The organism is Phyllobacterium chamaecytisi, assembly GCF_020164455.1.
Classification (GTDB): Bacteria; Pseudomonadota; Alphaproteobacteria; order Rhizobiales; family Rhizobiaceae; genus Phyllobacterium; species Phyllobacterium chamaecytisi.
In genome coordinates this window covers 60928-79520 of the sequence record NZ_JAIQWW010000015.1, presented here as the reverse complement: position 1 = coordinate 79520, position 18593 = coordinate 60928, and the positions used below count along the sequence as shown (strand labels likewise).

General features: G+C 58.3%; 11 protein-coding genes. 5 read left to right on the top strand and 6 right to left on the bottom strand.

Translation table 11 applies throughout. The features are described 5' to 3' along the window. Positions 1–158 precede the first annotated feature (158 nt). The 6 genes from LB462_RS21090 to LB462_RS21065 all read right to left on the bottom strand — a co-directional run bounded on the left by LB462_RS21090 (position 159) and on the right by LB462_RS21065 (position 11496). Positions 159–4706, bottom strand: a complete 4548-nt coding sequence (locus LB462_RS21090; protein WP_224512073.1) for an autotransporter outer membrane beta-barrel domain-containing protein — start codon at positions 4704–4706, stop codon at positions 159–161. 936 nt (positions 4707–5642) lie between these two features. Beyond that, positions 5643–6467 (bottom strand): glycoside hydrolase family 16 protein, encoded by an 825-nt coding sequence (locus LB462_RS21085; RefSeq protein WP_224512267.1) that lies wholly within the window; start codon positions 6465–6467, stop codon positions 5643–5645. A 51-nt stretch (positions 6468–6518) separates the two neighbouring features. Then, on the bottom strand, positions 6519–8000 hold the full coding sequence (locus LB462_RS21080) for a lipopolysaccharide biosynthesis protein (RefSeq protein ID WP_224512071.1): 1482 nt from the start codon (positions 7998–8000) through the stop codon (positions 6519–6521). Positions 8001–8126: 126 nt separating this feature from the next. Further along, entirely contained in the window at positions 8127–9371 is a 1245-nt protein-coding gene (locus tag LB462_RS21075) for a glycosyltransferase family 4 protein (RefSeq protein WP_224512070.1), read from the bottom strand. Beyond that, on the bottom strand, positions 9368–10765 hold the full coding sequence (locus LB462_RS21070; RefSeq protein ID WP_370637257.1) for a glycosyltransferase family 4 protein: 1398 nt from the start codon (positions 10763–10765) through the stop codon (positions 9368–9370). Before LB462_RS21070 ends, LB462_RS21075 begins: the two co-directional genes overlap by 4 nt. Beyond that, a complete protein-coding gene (locus LB462_RS21065) occupies positions 10765–11496 on the bottom strand; it encodes a Crp/Fnr family transcriptional regulator (protein ID WP_224512068.1) in 732 nt (243 codons plus the stop codon). Before LB462_RS21065 ends, LB462_RS21070 begins: the two co-directional genes overlap by 1 nt. Positions 11497–11945: 449 nt before the next feature. Here LB462_RS21065 and LB462_RS21060 point away from each other — a divergent pair, with 449 nt between their 5' ends. From LB462_RS21060 to LB462_RS21040, 5 genes are all read left to right on the top strand, one after another. After that, positions 11946–12656, top strand: a complete 711-nt coding sequence (locus LB462_RS21060; protein ID WP_224512065.1) for a sugar transferase — start codon at positions 11946–11948, stop codon at positions 12654–12656. Positions 12657–12773: 117 nt separating this feature from the next. Further along, the gene (locus tag LB462_RS21055) at positions 12774–14525 is read left to right on the top strand and encodes a GumC family protein (protein WP_224512063.1); all 1752 of its coding nucleotides are present in this window, start codon (positions 12774–12776) and stop codon (positions 14523–14525) included. Further along, the gene (locus LB462_RS21050; RefSeq protein WP_224512061.1) at positions 14522–15454 is read left to right on the top strand and encodes a glycosyltransferase family 2 protein; all 933 of its coding nucleotides are present in this window, start codon (positions 14522–14524) and stop codon (positions 15452–15454) included. Before LB462_RS21055 ends, LB462_RS21050 begins: the two co-directional genes overlap by 4 nt. Positions 15455–15612: 158 nt before the next feature. After that, positions 15613–16929, top strand: a complete 1317-nt coding sequence (locus tag LB462_RS21045; RefSeq protein ID WP_224512262.1) for a polysaccharide biosynthesis/export family protein — start codon at positions 15613–15615, stop codon at positions 16927–16929. Between the two features lie 135 nt (positions 16930–17064). Continuing rightward, complete coding sequence (locus LB462_RS21040; RefSeq protein WP_224512059.1) at positions 17065–18528, top strand: hypothetical protein; 1464 nt, start codon at positions 17065–17067, stop codon at positions 18526–18528. Positions 18529–18593: the final 65 nt, after the last annotated feature.

Sequence of the window (18593 nt, the reverse complement as noted above, 5' to 3'; positions counted from 1 at the left end):
TAATCGGGTCGCATCGTTTGACAAAGTGGATGCCGCCAGTGAATGTCCGTTTCGCATCGACGGCGATCATTGAAGCATCTATGATTTTGGGCAGCCTTCGACCTTGACCTACATCGACGGGCCGGATGTTGGCCCGGCCCGCGCTTTTCGGATGATAGTCAGAACTTCACCTTGAAACCCGTGGTTCCATTGACGCTGTAACTGTCGGCAAAGTCGCTGAGGCTGGTATTCAACGACACCTCGCCATAGAGCGCGTATTTGTCATCGGCCCAGCTGTATGACCCGCCAGCGCCGACGCCGCCCCAGGTGCGATCGCTTTCATTGGCGAAATTGACGCCGGCAAGGTCAACCTCCGAACCATCGAGGAATTCATGATAGAGGTTGGCGAGCCCGTAGACATTGCTGCGTGCCATCCTGCCCGAGCTGTCCTGCCATGCATTCTGGTAGTCGGCGGAGACGCCAAGGCGACCCTTCAGGCTGTCGCTCTTGTCCAGCGAGACGTCCGCGCCGAAGGGATCGGTGAAGTCATCAAAATCGACATTGGAATAGGCCAGCTGTGCTTGCGGCGTGATCGACCAGTTCTCGTCGACGACGATCCGCTTGCCGGTTTCGACGCTCAGCGCGTAGCCGAAACCGTCATTGCCGTCGGTCAGGCTGCGGCCGAGCGTGTCGGAGGTAATATCGCTGTCGTACCAGTTGAGTTGTGTCTGCCCGTCGACATAGAAGCCGTTCTGGCCAAGCCAGGTCAGCGTGCCGCCAAAACCGTAGCCGTCGGTGTCGATGGAACCCTTGCCGAATACCGAGGAAACGTCGGTTGAAATCTCGCCATACTGGAACGTCACGCCGCCCATCAGGGTGCCGGACTGGTTTTCGTAGAGCTTGCCGTCAAGGCCGGACTGCAACCTCCAGGTGTTGTAGTCATAGTCCGCCTGCGTGCTAGAGCGGTCAGGATCGACCCGCGAATGCGCGCCGTCGATGCGTGCCCATATGGCTCCCGCATCAATGGTGGCCGTGCCGCCTTCGGAAGGCAAAGGCGCAGCCTCGGGCGTTCCCGGTCCATCGCCTTGGGCAATCACCGCGCTGCCTGCGCCAGCCCAATAGCGATTGCCGATGCGCTGCTGCATCGAGCCAACGCCGTTGAGCACCTGCAGGCTCTGGGCGTAGGTCTCGTAAAGCGGAGCCCCTGGCTGGTAGAGTGGCGCCGTAGGTATGTTCGGCGATGGTGGGTTGGTCAGTGACGAGCGCAGGTACCAGTCGCCATCCGTGGGCGTGCTGACGCCATTCTTGTAGAGCCGGTAGGCATAGGCGCCGCCGATGACTGCCTCGTCGCCCTCAAAAACGTAGTCCCCAGCCAATGCGAAGGTGCCGTTGGATGCTCCCGCCACATCGACAATCTTGATGCCTTCGACGGTCCGGCCACCATTGCCTCCGGCATTGCTGACCTTCAGTGTCGATGCACCGGCGGTACTGCCGCCAACCCGCAACAGATCGGTCGCAGACGCATCAGTGCGGAGGGCGGTGTCGAGCGCAAAGGTGCCGCCACTGCCCGTATAGCTGCCGGCAACATTGAGCGTTGCACCAAGCGCGGCGAAGCGGACAAGCCCGGCATTGTCGAGGGCGGCGATGGTCTGATCATGGCCGTCGAGATCTAGAGTTGCACCGTTGCGAACAGTGTATGCGGAGGCGCTGCTCAGGACATTCGCCGTTCCGGCCCTCAACGTGCCAGCGCTAACGGTCGTGTTGCCACTATGGGTGTTGCTGCCAGTAAGCAGCAGGTTGCCATCCCCACCCTTGATCAGGCTGCCGACACCGGTCAGGGCGCCGGTCAAATTGAGGCTGGTTCCAGCGTCGGTCAGAAGAGTACCAGTACCGGCCGCAAAATCGATGGATCGGCCCGTGGTCATGCTGGCCGTGGTGTGCAGCGTGCCGTTGTTAAAGCCCAACGTTCCTGCCACATCGCCGAGGTTGGCATCGCTCGCGATCTGCAGCACGCCGCCATTGACGTCCGTTCCGCCGCCATAGGTATTGGTGCCGGTAAGGACCAATGTGCCAAGATCGGTCTTGACCAGCCTTGAATTGCCACTCAGCACGGAGTCGATGGTCGCCGTGTAGCCCGCTCCAGCCGTAGTTCCGTCGCCAACGCGGATGGTCGAAGCAGGCGAGCCGGCCAGAGCGACACTCCCGCCCTCAATCACATAGCCATCGTTCGCGAACTGCATGCCCGACGCGGTGACCTGGCCAAGGCTGTTGTCTACGGTCACTGTTCCGGGCCGCGCCATGAAAACAGCGGAGCTGCCGTCGCTGAACGGAGCGTTAAGTGCACCGGTGTCGGTGGTCCAGCTGTCGTTGCCGCCGGAAGCCTGCCAGACCCCGTCACCGCCATCGACCGCATTGTCGTTCTTCGGTCCCGCTGCGCCATCCCAGAAATTGAGCGTCACCCCGGCGGTGTTGACCAGGTTGACTTGACCCGCCACCGAGGTTTGCACGTTGAGGCTGGGCGATGGCGAGCCAAGCGTCAATCCATTATTGGTCAAGCTGCCACCATAGTTGAAGATGCGATAGACGCCTGCACCGAAGGTGCCGCCCGGCGAGGTGGCGATGTTGAGCGTACCGTCCAGCGTAAGATTGCCGCCAACATTGGTCAGGTCGTTGAAGGCGCCCCCGATGACATTGGCCTCTCCGAAGCTGTAGGCCAGAACCGATCCGCTGCCGAGCGCCAGACCGCCATTGATGGTTAGTGTGCCCGGCGCACTCCCGACGTTCCCCGGCGACAAGGTGGCGCCATCCGCAATCCTCACATCGCCGCCGATGATGCCGATGCCACCCAGTGTCGCACCGGATGCGACGGTGGTAAGGCCGCTCGCGCCCGACTGGTTGCCACTGATATAGAGCGACCCACCCGCAACCGTGGTGGTCCCGGTGTAGGTATTCGTGCCCGCGAGTGATTGGATGCCGGTGCCGGTCTTGACGAGGTGGACCGTGTTGCCAGTGCCGTTGGCGATGACGCCGGAGAACGAGCCGTTGTTATTGGTGTGACCGAGCGTGACGGTGGTGACGCCACCGCTGGCCGTGAAGTTGCCGACCATCGCACCCGTGCCGTTCAATGCCCCCATGTGGAAGACGCCAGGAGTGCCGTTCGCCCAACCAATGCCTCCATTGAGCAATTCCATGCTGCCGTTGAGCGTGATGTCGGCATTGGTCAGGCAGGTCGTGCAGCCGCCGACACCGATGCCACTGCCAGTAAACGCCGCGGTACTGGCGATGCCATTGACGACCAAGCTCCCGGAGAAGGTTGTGTTGTTGTTGCGGAAGTTCACGCCGCTGCCGGCATTGGCCGCATTTATGGTAACGGTGCCGCTGCCTTTCAGACCGCCGTCCAGATAAAGGCCCTCGCCACCTACTCCGGTTGCATTGCTGGTCTGGTTGATGCTGGTTGTGCCGGTATTGGTGACGGCGCCATTTAAGACCGTCCAGTTCGCCGGATTCACGTTCTCCAGCGTGCCGCCGTTGTTGAGCGCAATGGTGTGGGCCGCGGAAGTGGCAAGGTTCGTGGTGCCCATCCACGATAGCGTGGCGCCGGAATTGACGTTGGTGGCCGACCGGAAGCCAGTGGCGTTGCGCAGCATCAAGCGTCCCGCATTAACGGTTGTGGAGCCGGTGTAGTTGATTAAGGAGCCGGACAGAGTCTGCGTGCCCGTCCCGCTCTTGACGAGCGCGAGCGTGCCCGAGCCGCCGGCGGTGTCGCGCATGAAACCGTTGAAGGAATAGCTCCCGCTACCGGTGAGCGTGAGCGTACTGTTCCCGATTCCGACCTGGGACTCCGTGCCTTCGATCACTCCCGCGCTCGCACTGTCGACAACGCCAAGGACGGACTGACTGGTGCCGAGCAGTTGCCAATAGGCCCACCTCGGACCGACGGCGTTGAACGTGACAATGGCGTTCGGCAGCTGGTTGTTTGCCCGGTTCTGAAGGATCGCCACTACGACGGCGCCTGACGACGGAGCGGTCCCGATGGTGACCGCGGATGTTGCCAGCGAACCGCCAGGCGCCAGAACCACACTGCCCGTCGTAACGCCGATGACACCGTGCCTGATCGTCAGTGGCCCGGTAAACGTATTCGCTCCGGAAAGCGTGAGCGTCGCGTTGCCACCGCCTGTCGTCATCCCGGCTGTCCCGGCGATCACTGAACTGATCGTACCGGTGCCGGTGATAGTTGGCGTCGTGCCCCCGAGCGTCAGCGTGCCGCCGTTGAGCGTACAGTTGCTTAGGAAGGTGATGTTGTTCACGGTGATCGGGACGCTGAGCGTCACCGTGCCCGCAGTGCCGCCGAAGAGCGCGCTGTCGACGGCGGCGTTATTCCACGTCGACACCGAGCCGTCGGTGCCAGAGGAGCTGCTGTTCCAGAAGGTGTTTGTGGTGTTCCATGTACCCGTTCCGCCGAGGCCTGCGGTATTGCCGTTGATGTCCCAGTACCTGTCCGCGGCGGTTGCCGGCGCCGCACCGGCACAGACGAGCGCCAGGCCCAATGCCGCCAGAGCGCTACCCGGGAACCGGTGGCGGCCTGGCAAAGCTTCGCAATTGGCACGGACAATTTCGGGGGCACCCACAAGCGCACTGCGCGTTGCATACTTGCCGTGGCTCGCGGCGAGATCAGAAACACCCCCCGATGTACTCAACGCTTTCAGAGGCAGTTGGCTGTTGTTCACTCCTCCCCTCACATCCTTACGCTGTCACATATGCTGTCGCTCGCATCACTACAGGGCAAGTTCTTCGCGCTTGACCGCAATATTCCCCGCGAAAGTATCGGTGCCCGGGGCGGCTCTTTCAAAACCATCGTGGTCGCCGAGCGGATCTCCGGACAACGCATTTCACGAGCTAAAATACCCCCCATTATCTTTCCGTCCACTTAATTGTGTAATGCCGGGAAGCTGTACATTCCGACCGCACGCATTTCCAACGTTCGCTTTCGCCGCAAAACCAAAGCGCTCTCTGTTTTCGTGTAGCCAGGTCCTATTTCATTGCGTCAGATATAACGATCAGCAGCACCGGGCGGAAAAGCATTCGCGTTTGGGGGATTGGTTTGCTGATTTCCAGACGCAGGTCTGCGAGATATCTGCACGTGGGAGCAATTCTGCCGCTTCGCTCGCAAAACATGACAAGCCAGCGACGGTGGTTGTGAAGGTTGGTATATCTTACCAATGCCGATGATGCTGCCGAGCAGTAGCGATACGATGGAGGCGGACAAATCTTCAATGTCCGCTTTGGGGCCACAAGCAGACACTATGTCAACGTTGAAGGGGCTGAACCGGAGACTCTGAAATGCGGTTCCATTGGAGACCTTATGCAACTTTCAAGGCACAGAGCGAGAACATCGAGACCGTTTTAACTCAAAGTTGTGACAACCGATAGTAAGACGAAATTCTGCAATGACTGCCGTGTGCTCATCAAGTCTGATCCCACTAGCGGAAACGCGACTTGCCGATGCAGGACAGACGACTCGCCGTGGCTATAGTCTTCATGCGTTGCGTATCTCTTCGCTGGTGGGGCATTCTGATCAAGATAAGTGCAGCGCCTACGCTGCATCTCTGTCGAGGTCATATCTCGGCCTGACAGCAAGGTTTGCACCCGCCCAGCGATGTAGTTCAGTCAGCGGAACCGACAGGTTTTCGCTGGTAAACGTGGATGTAGTCGACTAGTAGAAAGGACGGGTTCGGCGTTTCATCGATCGGCCAACCAGATCCGAGCGCAAGGTTCACTAACGGATAAAACGGGGTGTGGAACTCCTTTGGCGTGTCGAAACTCCATATGGATTTGCGATCGAGATAAATGGTCGTCTTGTCCGGTGAAATTTCCACGCCGTAGGTATGATATTCATTGCTCAACGTCCCGTCCTTGACAGTTGTCCAATGGCCGCCGGTGGTATTCTCACCGCCCTGGCTCTGACGCCAGATATGAAAACCGCTGCTGAATTCGTACGGCACGCGACCGTAATATTCCATTACGTCTATCTCCGCAGTGTATTTCGACCGGTCGATGCCGATGAGCCAGAAGGCCGGCCAGACTCCCTTGCCTGGCGGCAGCTTCATCCGGGCCTCGAAGTAGCCGAATTGCTGCGAGAACCCCTGCCCTTTCGCGTTCGTCGAAGCCAGGAGGCCCGAGCGCCAGTTTCCATCGGAGCCTTTACGCGCCTCGATCCGTAAGATCCCCTCGTCGACGGTAAAGGGAAACCCGTCGGTCGGATCGGTGAAACGGGCATCGCCAAAATCTCCATTCCAGGGTGTATGGGCAATCCAGCGCGAGCCGTTCTTTCCCCAGGCCGAGACATCCAGCTTATCGAAGTTCTCCTCGAAGGTCATTTGGAACGCATCGATATTGATCTGCTCTTGAGCCGCGGAGGGCTGCTCCAGGAATCCTAATGAACCAAGGGCGATGAGAAAAACGAGTCTCTTAGCAAATCTGCAATACATTCTGCTTCTCCGGAAATGCCAAAACAACCGTCGGATTAGTCTGAATTTCGATCACGAGGTGAGAGCCCCGCTTCTTCGTGGCAAAATTTTCTGAACGACGATGGTCTCGAGGCCATCGGGCCTTCCAACGATTTGCCATAACAACAGCGCGGAGACCCAGAAGATCGTGACCGCAGCTCCGCCGCAGAAGGTCAAACCTGTAATGAGATTCAGGCCAGGAGGCATGGCACTGAGCACTGGCTGCACGCACAGCAGGAAACCGATCATGGGCAAACTGGCAGCAAGCGGCCTGAAAAAGGCATTCAGCTGAGCACCGAATGTCGCGCCGATCAGGTGGCGCGTTATGACGAGCGATGCAGCATAGGCGACAAGAACTGCCACAATACGCGCGGCGAGTGCCCCTGCCAGTCCGAAATAGGCGATGCCCAGGATCGTTACCGGCACTCTTATGGCGAACTCGACAAACATTCTAAGTGCGACATAGCGGGTGTTGTCCATGATCATAGCCAACGCGGGCATGATGGTTGCGGGAAGACCGATCAGGCTGACGAGACACAGCCATTGGAGAATCGGAATGGCGAACGCCCATTTCTCGCCGACAATGATGTGCACGACCGGGTCGGCAAGCAAAGCAAGGACCAGAAGGACCGGAGCTGCGACCAGGGTGATTGCGTTTGTCGCTTTCAGATACGCGGTTATCAGCTTTCGATGATCGTCGACATTGGAGAAGGCGGCCATCAATGGGCGCATCAGCGGCCCTACAAAGGTCTGATGCGGAATGCCGGCCAGATTATCCGCCACGCTGAAGGCGCCGAATGTCGACAGGCTTGTAAAGCGCGGAAGGAGCAGCCGATCCAGTTGCCAGTTGATGGAATTCAGGACCTGCGCAAGCGTGTTCCAACCAATCATGTCCTGAAAATGCTTCCACTCCGAAAGGGTCAGAGTGGGGCGCATGGGAGCGAAGACATATGAGGTGATCGCCGCCGCGAATGGGCCCGCAACCGCTCCGATCGCCAGTCCCCAGTAGCTGCCGGTCACTAGCGTCACCCCGACGCCGAACAGGAGCGTCGAGCCCTTGGCAATGATGTCGAGCGCAAACTCGCGTCTGAAATCAAAGTGTTGCATGAAAAGAACCATGCGCGGACTGATCAGGCTGCGCATAGCAGGTGCGAGGGAGAGAACGGCGACAAGTGAGACGAGCCGAGGATCATTATAGCTAAGCGCCATCGGCCAGGCGACGATCACCATCAAGAGGCTGATGGCCGCCCCCCTGAGAACGCTTAGCGTGAACGCCGTGGCGAACATCCGGTCTGAAGGAGATCGCTGACGTACCAGGGCTTGGGTCAGTGGCAGGTCCAGGATCGCCTCGACGATTACCAAGACCGAAGTCGCGATGGCAACAAGGCCAAAATCCGCCGGGCTCAGAAGCCTTGCCAAGACCAGAAGACTTACGAAATCGAGCAATCGTGCGAGGAATTTTCCGCCAATGGTCCAGATGCTCGCCGTCGCCGTCCTTTGCGATACGCTTGACACGCCTCTATTCCTCGTCGACGGGTTGAGACGAATTAGACCGGGCAGGAAAAGAATGACGGCTGCACCGTCGCCGTTTCCCAGTGAGGCGCCTCAATCTGCGCAATACATCGATGTCCGCCCGACCCATCAATGCGACCGTCCTTGGAAAGATCTCGCGGATGCGTCAGTACGCCTGGACAACTGTTCGTCAATGAGGGCGGTCAGCCGATCGCGGAAGACCATGGAGGAGAACTTCAGGGCATGATCGCGGATCGCATGCGGATCGAAATCGTCCTCGATCTCCTCGAACGATACCATCGCATCCAAAAGTGATTCCTTGGATTGTACTGCGAAGCGGAGCCCGACATGGGATGAAGAAACGGTCTCGCGGGCCCCGCCAGCGTCGAAAGCCAGAACTGGCCGCCCCGATGCCATAGCTTCCACCGGCAGAATGCCGAAATCCTCGGTGCCGGGAAAAAGCAGAGCGCGGCATCGCGACAGATGATCACGCAAAACGGGGAAGGGCTGGTGGCCGAGGAATTGAACGGTGGGTCCGGCAATCGACTTGAGATATGCCGCCTGCTCTCCCTCTCCAATCACTATCAATTTCCGGCCGCTCTCGGTGCAGGCGCGAACGGCAATATCTGGCCGCTTGTAGGCCGTCAACTGCCCCGCATAGAGGTAAAACTCGCCCTTTCCCCTCCCCACTGCAAAATCATCAGTCGCAACGGGCGGATGAATGACGGCGGAATCCCGATCGTAGAAGCGTTGGATGCGGTTTGCGACGTAGCTGGAGTTCGCCACAAAGACATCGACCCGCGAAGCGGTTGTCACGTCCCAGGCACGTAGCATCGGTGCCGTGATCGACATCAATGCCCGGCCCAGCCACGGAAGACCCAGCCGATACACGTGAAACTGATCCCAGATGTAACGCATCGGCGAATGACAGTAGCATATATGAAGGGCGTCCGCGCGCGTGATGACGCCTTTGGCAGGTCCGGATTCGCTTGACAGCACCAGATCGTACTCCTGCAGATCGAACTGCTCGAGCGCGAACGGCATCAGCGGCAGCATCTTCGTGTAATGCCGTTTCGCACCGGGAATCTTCTGCAAAAAAGACGTGCGGATATTGCGCGTCTTGAGAAAATCGCTGATGCGATCCGGATTGCAGACAAGGGTGAAGATGTCAGCCTGCGGAAACATGCGGCAAAGCTCTTCGACGACTTTTTCGCCGCCACGCATCGATACAAGCCAGTAGTGCACGATGGCAACGCGAAGCTGCTTGGTATCGCTTTTGCTGCTGGTCTCGATGGCGCGGCGTTTCGTCATAACTGGCGCTTCAGCCAGAAATGCTACGGCTTCCGGAAGAGAGGTTGTTGCTTCGAGGGTCAACTGAGTGCTCCTTGTTTCATCACCGCGTCCGACGGCCCGGGCATTACATTTGTCGAAATCAGGCTGTGGTATTCTTTAAGAAGGGCATCGCGCCATTCTTCGTGTGTTGAGGCGAGGTTTGGCGCCAGTCGGAAAGCACGCTCGCTCATCCGGCGAACCTCGTGCTTCGGCATCGTGCGAAATGTCGTCAGTGTATCGGCAAAGGCGCGCTCGTTGGTCGTGTCGCAGGAAAGCGCGATTCCAGCCCCTTCCATCTCCTCGGCGAGAAAGGCGCCTCGAGTCATGATGACGGGGACGCCGCTCCCGGCAGCTTCAATAGCGACAAGACCGAACGGCTCGGGATAGCGCGAGGGCATAAGCAGCGCGCTTGCCTGACGAATCGTCTTGCCCATCTCTGCCTGCGACTGCCAACCGACTGTCCGCACGTGATCTCCGGACATTGCCACCCGTTCCATCAGCGGCCCGTCCCCGATCACGCAAAGTTTTGCGCCCGCTCTGCGCGTGGCAGCCACGGCGTCTTCCACGCCTTTTTCCTCGTCCAATCGTCCGATGAAGACGAATTCGTCGTTGGCTTCTGCCTCAACGCGTTCGGTAGACAGCGGTGCGATGGGATTGCGGATCGTCGTCAGGCGTTCAGCCGGATAGCCCGCACGAAGGAAGAAGCTCGTCATCTTCTCGTGCAGTAGGACTATTCTACCGAAATCGGCCTGATTGCGCAGAAGCCGAACGAGATTGGAGCCGCGGGCAACTCGCCATAATTTGTGCGAATAGTTTCTCTTGTCGCAGGCGGTGGCGATGCAGCTCACCCCGAGCGGACGCCGAAGACAAATCTCTTGCGCCTGATAATCAAAGAAGGCGCCGTTGGGACAAGCGGTGAAGAAATCGTGCGCGTGAACCACACATCGCCTCGCGACGGGCACCAGCGCCTTGAATATCGCCGGAGACAGGATCTTGGACCAGCCATGGACGTGATAGCTTGTGTTCGGTGTGTCGTTTGCACGGATCCAGGTCGCGATCATCCGAACGGCGAGGACATTGTGAATACCTGAGACAAAAGCCTTCGCGCGCTCGGCGTTGATCAGATCGCGGCTGTTGAGCGGCACGATGGAAACTCCAAGGGCAGCAAGTTCTGTGTTGGCGCCGTCGTCCCCGCAAATATAAGTCACCGGGATGTCGAGGCCACGAAACAGTTTAGCCGACAGTACGGATAGAGCTGTCGCGCCGCCTCTGGCCGTCGAATAATCATCGATGATGACCACGCGAGCAATTGTTGAGCTATACAGCGCGGCATTTCCAGGCCACTTCCCATATCTCCCGGGAACCAGTGATCGTACGGTCGACCAGGCCGATCCAAGTTGGTCAGAACAATCCGGGTTGGGAAGGAAAGTCGGCATCATTTCACCAATGCCGCGCCATCGGCATAAGCCTCAAGTGCTTTGCGGTTAAGAATGCGAATCTTGCCTTGAGATCCGTCGACTATCTTGCGCTCGCGCCAGCGTCGCAGACACTGATTGACCTTTTCGCGGGAAGCCGGAAGAGTTGCGGCCAAGTCGTATTGCGAAATGATCAGCTCGTCCTGGTTGTCCGGAGTATCTTTCCCATAGACGGTGGAGAGCCGCAAAAGCGTGCTGGCCAGCCTGGATTGCAAGCACGACCCTGCGTTGGAAATGATCCGCAGCTCGAGCTCCGCAACACGAGCCAATGCCCTGTAAACAACTTTCTCCCGGAAACGAGGATCGCTGGCATATCGTTCGCGCAGCAAGCGGCCTTCGAAAAAATGCAGTTCGCAATCGGAACTGGCTCGATATTCGAGATTCAACATTTGCCGGCGCAGGACCTCGAGATCGCCGATGAGCCCCGCTTTGGGAATAATTTCAACGATAAATTCCCTGCCGTCGGGCAGCATCGTGCTCGCGCTGACGAAGCCCCGCTGAACGCGAGCAAACATATCAACGAGGACACCGGCCCCAGCGATGATCTCACCGCGCTGGAAGCTTCGAGCGTTTGAATGGCAGAGGGGGAATTCATCATCCGGTACACTACGGTTGCTTAACTGGATGCCCTCTGGAACCGCTGCCTTGGCGATACCGACTCTGCAATCGTGTGTGTGTGTAGCCCCGTCCATGCGCATAACTCCCAAATTCTGGATGGTTATAGTTGATGCTGCACTGCATCATTTATAATGGCTCAGTTTGAGTGTCAAGTAACATTGCATGTCGAGTAAGGTATACATGAATAGAGAGTATCGAATATATTATTGGAGACGATATAATTTATTGCAGATTGCCTAACAATTGTATAGTAATGTGCTCACATATGAACCATTCGTGACAAAAATCCTACAATGCTTAGTTAAAAGCAGCGAATTTATACGTGTAAAGTAACTCTCGATAGACTTTTTTATTTATACTGTTAGTCACTTAGATTTAGTCATCGGAGCTTGCCGTCGCAGGATTCCCCTGCGTCGTCTTATTACCATAAAGAATTTGTTCACGATTATGACCTCGGTCACAGACAATCCGGTTGCAGTGCACCAAAGTTTCACTGGTAACCGGAAATTGTAGGAGACGACCGATGACATGGGATGCACAGGGCATTGAAGTTGGCGAATCCTGGTCGGGCGTCCAGAAGCCCGAGCAAGGCGGTGATCTCCACGTTGCCCGACCTCACGCGATCGGCAGATGGTCAAAGCGAACGGTAGACCTTTTGATAGCGATCGCCGCTTTGGCGCTCCTCTCCCCGCTTTTCCTGATAGTCGCAATAATCGTGAAGCTTGGTGACAAAGGCCCGGTCTTTTATTCCCATACCCGGATCGGCTTTGGTGGCGCTGCGTTTGGATGTCTCAAGTTTCGTACCATGAAGACTGATGCGAGTGACCAGCTTGCGCACTTGCTGCAAACCGATCGGGCGGCAAGAACTGAATGGGAGGCAACGCGCAAGCTCAAGAACGATCCCAGGGTCACGGCCGTCGGCGAGATTCTTCGAAAATCGAGTATCGACGAGCTTCCGCAACTGCTCAACGTCGTGCGCGGCGATATGAGTCTGGTGGGACCACGGCCGATCACGCTCGAGGAGCTGCCCCGCTACGGCGAGCATATCTCGGCCTACATGGAGGGGAGACCCGGACTGACCGGTCACTGGCAAACCAGTGGGCGCAACGATGTCAGCTACCAGCATCGGGTTTCTCTCGACGTTCACTACCTCGACAATTGGTCGCTCAGTCGGGATTTTCTCATCATGGCGAAGACCATTCCGGTCCTGTTTTTAAGGCGCGGGTCCTACTAGACGGATTCGGGGAGCACTGCCGTCCTTGTCCAGAAATCGAAAGACATTCCTCTACATGTTTAACCTGCGACTAGCCCCTGGCTATACCGTGATCGTGCCATTTTGGATTGAGACTAAATGACCTCCAGTCGCATCTTTAGCGGTGTTTCCTCAATACCCCTGCCCACCCCAACCACGGGTGGGAGTTCACCGCTGACCATGCGGGACATGGTCTTTTTTCTAAGGATGCGCTGGGCGTGGATCATCGTTACGACCAGTGCCTTCCTCGGCGTGGCCGCGGCCTATGTCCTCACCGCCCAGCCGACATTCGTTGCCAGCACCCAACTTTTGGTCTTTCCCCAAGTGAACGGTTCTGACGCGCAACGGGCCGTCGAGGCGGATGCATTCCTTGAGGCACAGCTGGAAATTGCCAAATCCAGCGATGTACTCGGTCAAACGGCGAAGGCGCTTGACCTTGCCAATGATCCTGCATTTGCCGACAAGGCGCCTTCGCTGCAGGACACTGCAAAAGGTTGGCTGACGGGAAATTTGCAAAAGGATGCGGAAACAGACGATCCGGTAGCTGCGGCGCAGCCAGCATCGCTGGCCAAAGAGACGCAGCGGTCAGATCGGGTTACCGCCAGGTTGCGAAACATGGTGGCACTGCGCCGGATTGGACGCTCGACGATCATCGAGGTGTCGGCCGATGCATCCAGCCCCAAGAAAGCGGTCGAAATTGCCGATACGGTCGCCGAGGAATACATCCGGAAAAACATACTGATGAAGGCCGAAGCCGCGCGGCAATACAGCGCGTGGCTGGAAAAATTTGTTATCGAGCAACAGCGCGGACTAACCGAAGCTGCCAATGCTTTGGCCACGTTCAAAAGTAATCCGCGCGATCAGTTCAAACTCGCGGAATTGCAAAGTGCGGCGGATGCGCGCCGCACTTTATACGAGAATACTCTTAATCAGTTTACTGAGGCCAAGCAGCGTATATCCTTCCCTGTTTCCGATGCCACGATTGTCTCGCAAGCCACGTTGCCGCTTTCCAAGGCAAGGCCGCGCAGCGGGCTCATCGTTGCCTTCGCTACAGCGGTAGGAGCGGGCGCCGGCCTGATGCTGGCCATGATTCGGCACGCCGGTGACCGCCGGATCGTCCGCGGCCAACGACTCGCGGAGGCGGCTGAACTGCCCTTCGTTACATTATTGGCGAGATCGGAAAAGACTCGCCATGGCCACGCTGGATACTTCGTGGCCGCTGAAGCCCGCAGCGGCAGCACGGCCACTTATCCGATCATACCTGGTATGGCGGAATTGGGCGCAACGATCGCAGGACTTCGGCGGAGGCGAAAGGTCGTCATCGGGATCGTTGCCGTTAATCCGGGGAGCGGAGCGTCGACTATAGCTTGCGAGCTTGCGGTCCAGTCAGCCGAGTCGGGATCTCGCACACTCCTGATCGATGCGGCGGCGGAAAAATCTTCCCTCAGCGGTTCGATCGCGCCGCATTGCTCGGCAGGCCTTATCGACGTTCTCGATAATGCCGACCTGATCCAGACCGCTGCATTGCCCCTCACCCCGACGTTGAAATTTCTTCCCCTTGGCAAGATGCGCGGGATAACGCCGGCCATTCGTTTGAGCTCCGGTCGCACCCAATTGAACTTCAACGATCTGAAAAAGGAATTTGACGCCATATTCGTCGACATTTCCGCCGTCTCCACATCCCCGGATGCCAATGCGATAGCGCCAGAGCTGGACGGAGTCCTGGTAATCACGTGGCATGGACGCACCTCGATCGACGATGCCGTGCGAGTGATAGACGGTATACGAAATGTCGGCGCGGAGGTTCTCGGCGCGATCATCAACAAAGCGCCGCCGGGAATGCAGTCATGACCCGGCAATTAAGAATTTCCGTGGGCATCGCTTCAGCAGGCCGCCCTGCAACACTGCTGGCGACGATCGACTATCTTGCCGGCCTGCGAAACCGCCCAGCGCGGATCATCGTCTGCGTACCAGACATCGACGATGCAGCCGAGCTCGATAATCGCCTCGACGTGGAGCTTATTGTCGGCTCCCGCGGGTTGACCTGCCAACGCAACAGGATTCTCCGGGCGGCCGTCCCCGATACGGATATTCTGATCTTTCTGGACGACGACTTCATTCCGGCCCCGAACTTCATATCACGTATGGAAGCGGTCTTCGCTCACGAACCGGACGTGACCATCGCAACTGGCGAGGTCCTGGCCGACGGCATCCTTGGCGGTGGCCTTACCATGTCCGAGGCCCTTGAAATCATCGAGACGGCTGGCGAGCGGGCTGTGTTGGTGACGGATGTCTATAACGCCTACGGGTGCAACATGGTGGTCCGCCTGTCGGCCGTTATCGAGCATGGCCTTACCTTTGATGAGCAGCTCCCGCTCTATGGCTGGCTCGAGGATGTCGATTTCAGCAGATCCATCGCCCGCTACGGCAGATCGGTCCGCGTTGCGGGCGCTCGCGGTGTTCATCTGGGTGTCAAATCCGCGCGTCAGCCCGGTCTACGGCTCGGCTATTCGCAGATAGCCAATCCTGCCCACCTGATCAGGAAGGGCACGATGTCGAAGGCGCGCGCGATCGCACAAATTGGCCGCAACATTCTGGCAAACGCTCGCGGCGCGCTGCTTGGCGACCGTTCTGTCGATCGGCGGGGGCGTTTGGGCGGTAACATGCTTGCCCTGGCAGATCTTCTCATAGGTCGTGCGTCTCCCTTGCGCATCCTCGAATTCGGCATTTCTTCTAATCGTGAGATGTCTTCACCATCCATCGCAACGAAACGGAGGTAGCAGACGTCATGCAATGCATGTCCTTGCCAGTGCTCAACAGGCGGTCAAGTCCCCCTACAGGACACACCGGCAGACTGCTGCGTCTGTCATACTCGAAAATTCGGATTTTGCCCGAGCGCCTCGTATTTGCCGGCCTTCTCTTGCTTGTCTTCTCGTGCATGAGCAACTGGAGCGCGGCCAGTGCCGACACGTATACGCTGGTGGCAGAAGACAAGATAAAGTTACGCATCGTCGAGTGGCGATCGTCGGATACCCGATACGCCAGTTGGGACGCGCTTGAGGGAATATATGCCGTCGACGATATGGGCAATCTATCGATCCCGATCGCGGGTCAGATAAAGGCGAATGGGAAGACGACAGAGCAACTCGCCGACACTATCGCGAGCGCGCTGGCCGAGAAGGCCGAGTTGCCGGGAAAACCCTTCATTGCCGTCGAGATCGCCGAGCACGCGCCAATCTTCGTGACAGGAACCGTGCAGACCCCGGGGCGCTATCCTTTTGTGACGAACATGACCGTAATGAAGGCGGTGAGCATCGCGGGCGGCTTTTTGCGGGCGCGTGAGGGGAATGCCGTCTTCGAGCGCGATCGGATCCAGGCTGCCGGGGCCTATCGCACCGCCATCCTCAGCCGGCGTGATCTTCTAATGCGGCAGGCCCGTTTGCGCGCCGAGATCGCCGGCGAACCCAGCTTCGCTATTCCTGGCGAACTCGTGGGAACGCCGGATGTCGAGAAACTGAAGACGGAGGAGTCCAACCTGATGCGGCTGCGACGCGTCGAGTCCGACAGCCAGATCGCGGCGGCGAATGATCTCAGCCGTCTGTACAGTCAGGAAATCCAGTCACTCGAAGCCAAGATCATCTCTCAAAAACGACAGATCGCCCTTGCGCAGGAGGAACTGGATGCTGTCAACGGCCTCGCGAGCAAAGGTCTGTCGAACAACGCACGCCAATTTTCACTCGATCGCGCATTGGCGGATGCCCAAGGCAGCATGCTCGATCTGGAAATTGCCCTGACCAAGGCCCGTCAGGCGCTGAGCGACAGTGAGCGCGAAAAGACAGGGATCATCAACAAGCAGAACGCAGAAAACCAACAGCTGCTCAATACGGTTGATCTTGATATCAGCAAGGCGGCAATCGACATCCAGGTAGCGCAGCTGCTGGGCGAGCAGGCGGGGTATAGTGCTCAAGTCGCCCGGATTGGGACGGAGACGACGAGCCTCGGAAGTACACAGAAAACCTTCAAGATCGTGCGTCGCAGCGATGATGGAACCTATCATACGATCGAAGCGGATGAGACGACCACCCTGCTGCCGCACGACCTCGTCGAGATCGGTGTCGACGCGGACGCTCAAGCGTCCTCTCTGCTTCCACCGCAGGCATCGGCTGCCTTGCTTTCCGAGGTCGCGCCAAGCGGTCCGTCGGTTTCCCGCTTCGATGTCTCAAGCAAGATCGAAAGTGGAGGCATCCGTGATTGAGGAAGATGTCATCGGGGCCGGTGGCCCGGCCTGCCCTCTTTCTTTCCGGCAGATCCGGGAAAGACGGCTGGAAACGCCACCGCGTGCATTGCAAATGCAGGCCATGCAATCACTGTCCAGATCGGAAGCTGAAGCATGACGATAGAACCGATCGGCTACTTCGTCCTCCTGCTTGGCGCACTTAGTGTGGTCTACGGAGCACGCTTTGCAATCGGGACACTTTGTTTGTCGACGCTCTTTGGAGCAGCGGCGGCGCTCCAGCTGCCCTCGCTTGGTGGTGGTAGCATCCAACCCAGCCATCTTCTGGTGCTTTTCTTTGTCGCGACCGCCTTGCTACGCCCCATAGAAACACAGGCCGCCTTGGCCAGCATTGCGTATCCGGGCCCCGGCTTCTGGTTCGCTGTCTATATCCTGTTCTCCGCCGTATCGGCTTTCTTTCTGCCCCGCATCTTTGCCGGTGCAACGCTCGTCTACTCGTCCGCCCGCGACGCGTCGGGGACGATGTCGACAGTGGCCTCTCCGCTGGCTCCAGGTTCGTCCAATTTTACACAGGCTGCCTATCTGCTCGGCGACCTCGCATGCTTTGCCGTCATCAGTGGCCTCACCCGGCTCGGGCACGCCCGTCTCATCGCTCGAAGTTTGATCGTGACGGCCATGGCGTGCCTCGGCCTGGCGCTGCTCGATATCGGAGCGTTCATGACCGACCAGGCCGAGCTACTCGATTTCATACGCAATGCCAACTATACGATGCACACGGCTGAGACGATCAGCGGTTTCAAACGCATCGTCGGTTCCTTTCCCGAAGCAAGCTCCTACGGATCGGCCGCATTGGTCTTCTTTTCTTTCACGCTCTTGCTTTGGCTGGAGCGTTTTCCAAGCCGCCTGACCGGTCTGGCAACGGTATCTGTTGGCGCGACTATCATACTGTGCACGTCAACAACTGCCTACATTGCCGGTCTGCTTGTTCTCGGCCTCGTCGTACTTCTAAGCCTGAAACGCCTCCCCAGTGGCCGGGCCACGGCCCCCTATGCTGCTTTCCTGGTCGTCACACTGTTCATGGTTCCCTGCGTGATCGTCGCACTCATGCTGATACCGGACGCGTGGAATTCGGTGACGGACCTCACGAGCATTACCTTCGCAGACAAGCTCCAGTCTCAATCGGGCGAAGAACGCACCGCCTGGAACACTCTGGCGCTCGTCTCATTCGTTGAGACCGCCACTTTCGGCGCTGGGCTCGGCACAGTCCGGGCTTCCAGTTTTATTGCCGCATTGCTGTCGAATGTTGGATTGTGCGGCACCGTGCTTTTCGCCATCTTCCTGTACAGCCTCTTGACAGCGGCCAGTCGCCACAAATCAAGTGATCGAGAGGACCGGGCAATCGGAATTGCCGCCGTGATGGCGTCAATCGCCCAGATCGCCTCGGCGACGATCTCCGGGAGCAGTACTGACCTCGGCTTGCTGTTCAGTATTACCGCAGGGCTGGCCACCGGTTGCCTTGCCGGCTCCCACGTCTCACCACGACGCGCGGCTCCGTCGCCTGTGAGCCCATATCCCCAGGCGGCATCTTCGATGAGAACGCCGATGGTTTCAGCGCCATGATACGCCACTTGCGATCCCGACCAATCATAGCCGCATCCGGGCGGACCCGAAGGTTTTCTACGCGT

What these genes read in the sequence shown, in the direction of transcription:
- LB462_RS21070 (WP_370637257.1), bottom strand. Translation starts at nt 10,765, where the DNA reads ATGCCGACTTTCCTTCCCAACCCGGATTGTTCTGACCAACTTGGATCG.
- LB462_RS21050 (WP_224512061.1), top strand. Translation starts at nt 14,522, where the DNA reads ATGACCCGGCAATTAAGAATTTCCGTGGGCATCGCTTCAGCAGGCCGC.
- LB462_RS21040 (WP_224512059.1), top strand. Translation starts at nt 17,065, where the DNA reads ATGACGATAGAACCGATCGGCTACTTCGTCCTCCTGCTTGGCGCACTT.
- LB462_RS21055 (WP_224512063.1), top strand. Translation starts at nt 12,774, where the DNA reads ATGACCTCCAGTCGCATCTTTAGCGGTGTTTCCTCAATACCCCTGCCC.
- LB462_RS21045 (WP_224512262.1), top strand. Translation starts at nt 15,613, where the DNA reads ATGAGCAACTGGAGCGCGGCCAGTGCCGACACGTATACGCTGGTGGCA.
- LB462_RS21065 (WP_224512068.1), bottom strand. Translation starts at nt 11,496, where the DNA reads ATGGACGGGGCTACACACACACACGATTGCAGAGTCGGTATCGCCAAG.
- LB462_RS21060 (WP_224512065.1), top strand. Translation starts at nt 11,946, where the DNA reads ATGACATGGGATGCACAGGGCATTGAAGTTGGCGAATCCTGGTCGGGC.
- LB462_RS21085 (WP_224512267.1), bottom strand. Translation starts at nt 6,467, where the DNA reads ATGTATTGCAGATTTGCTAAGAGACTCGTTTTTCTCATCGCCCTTGGT.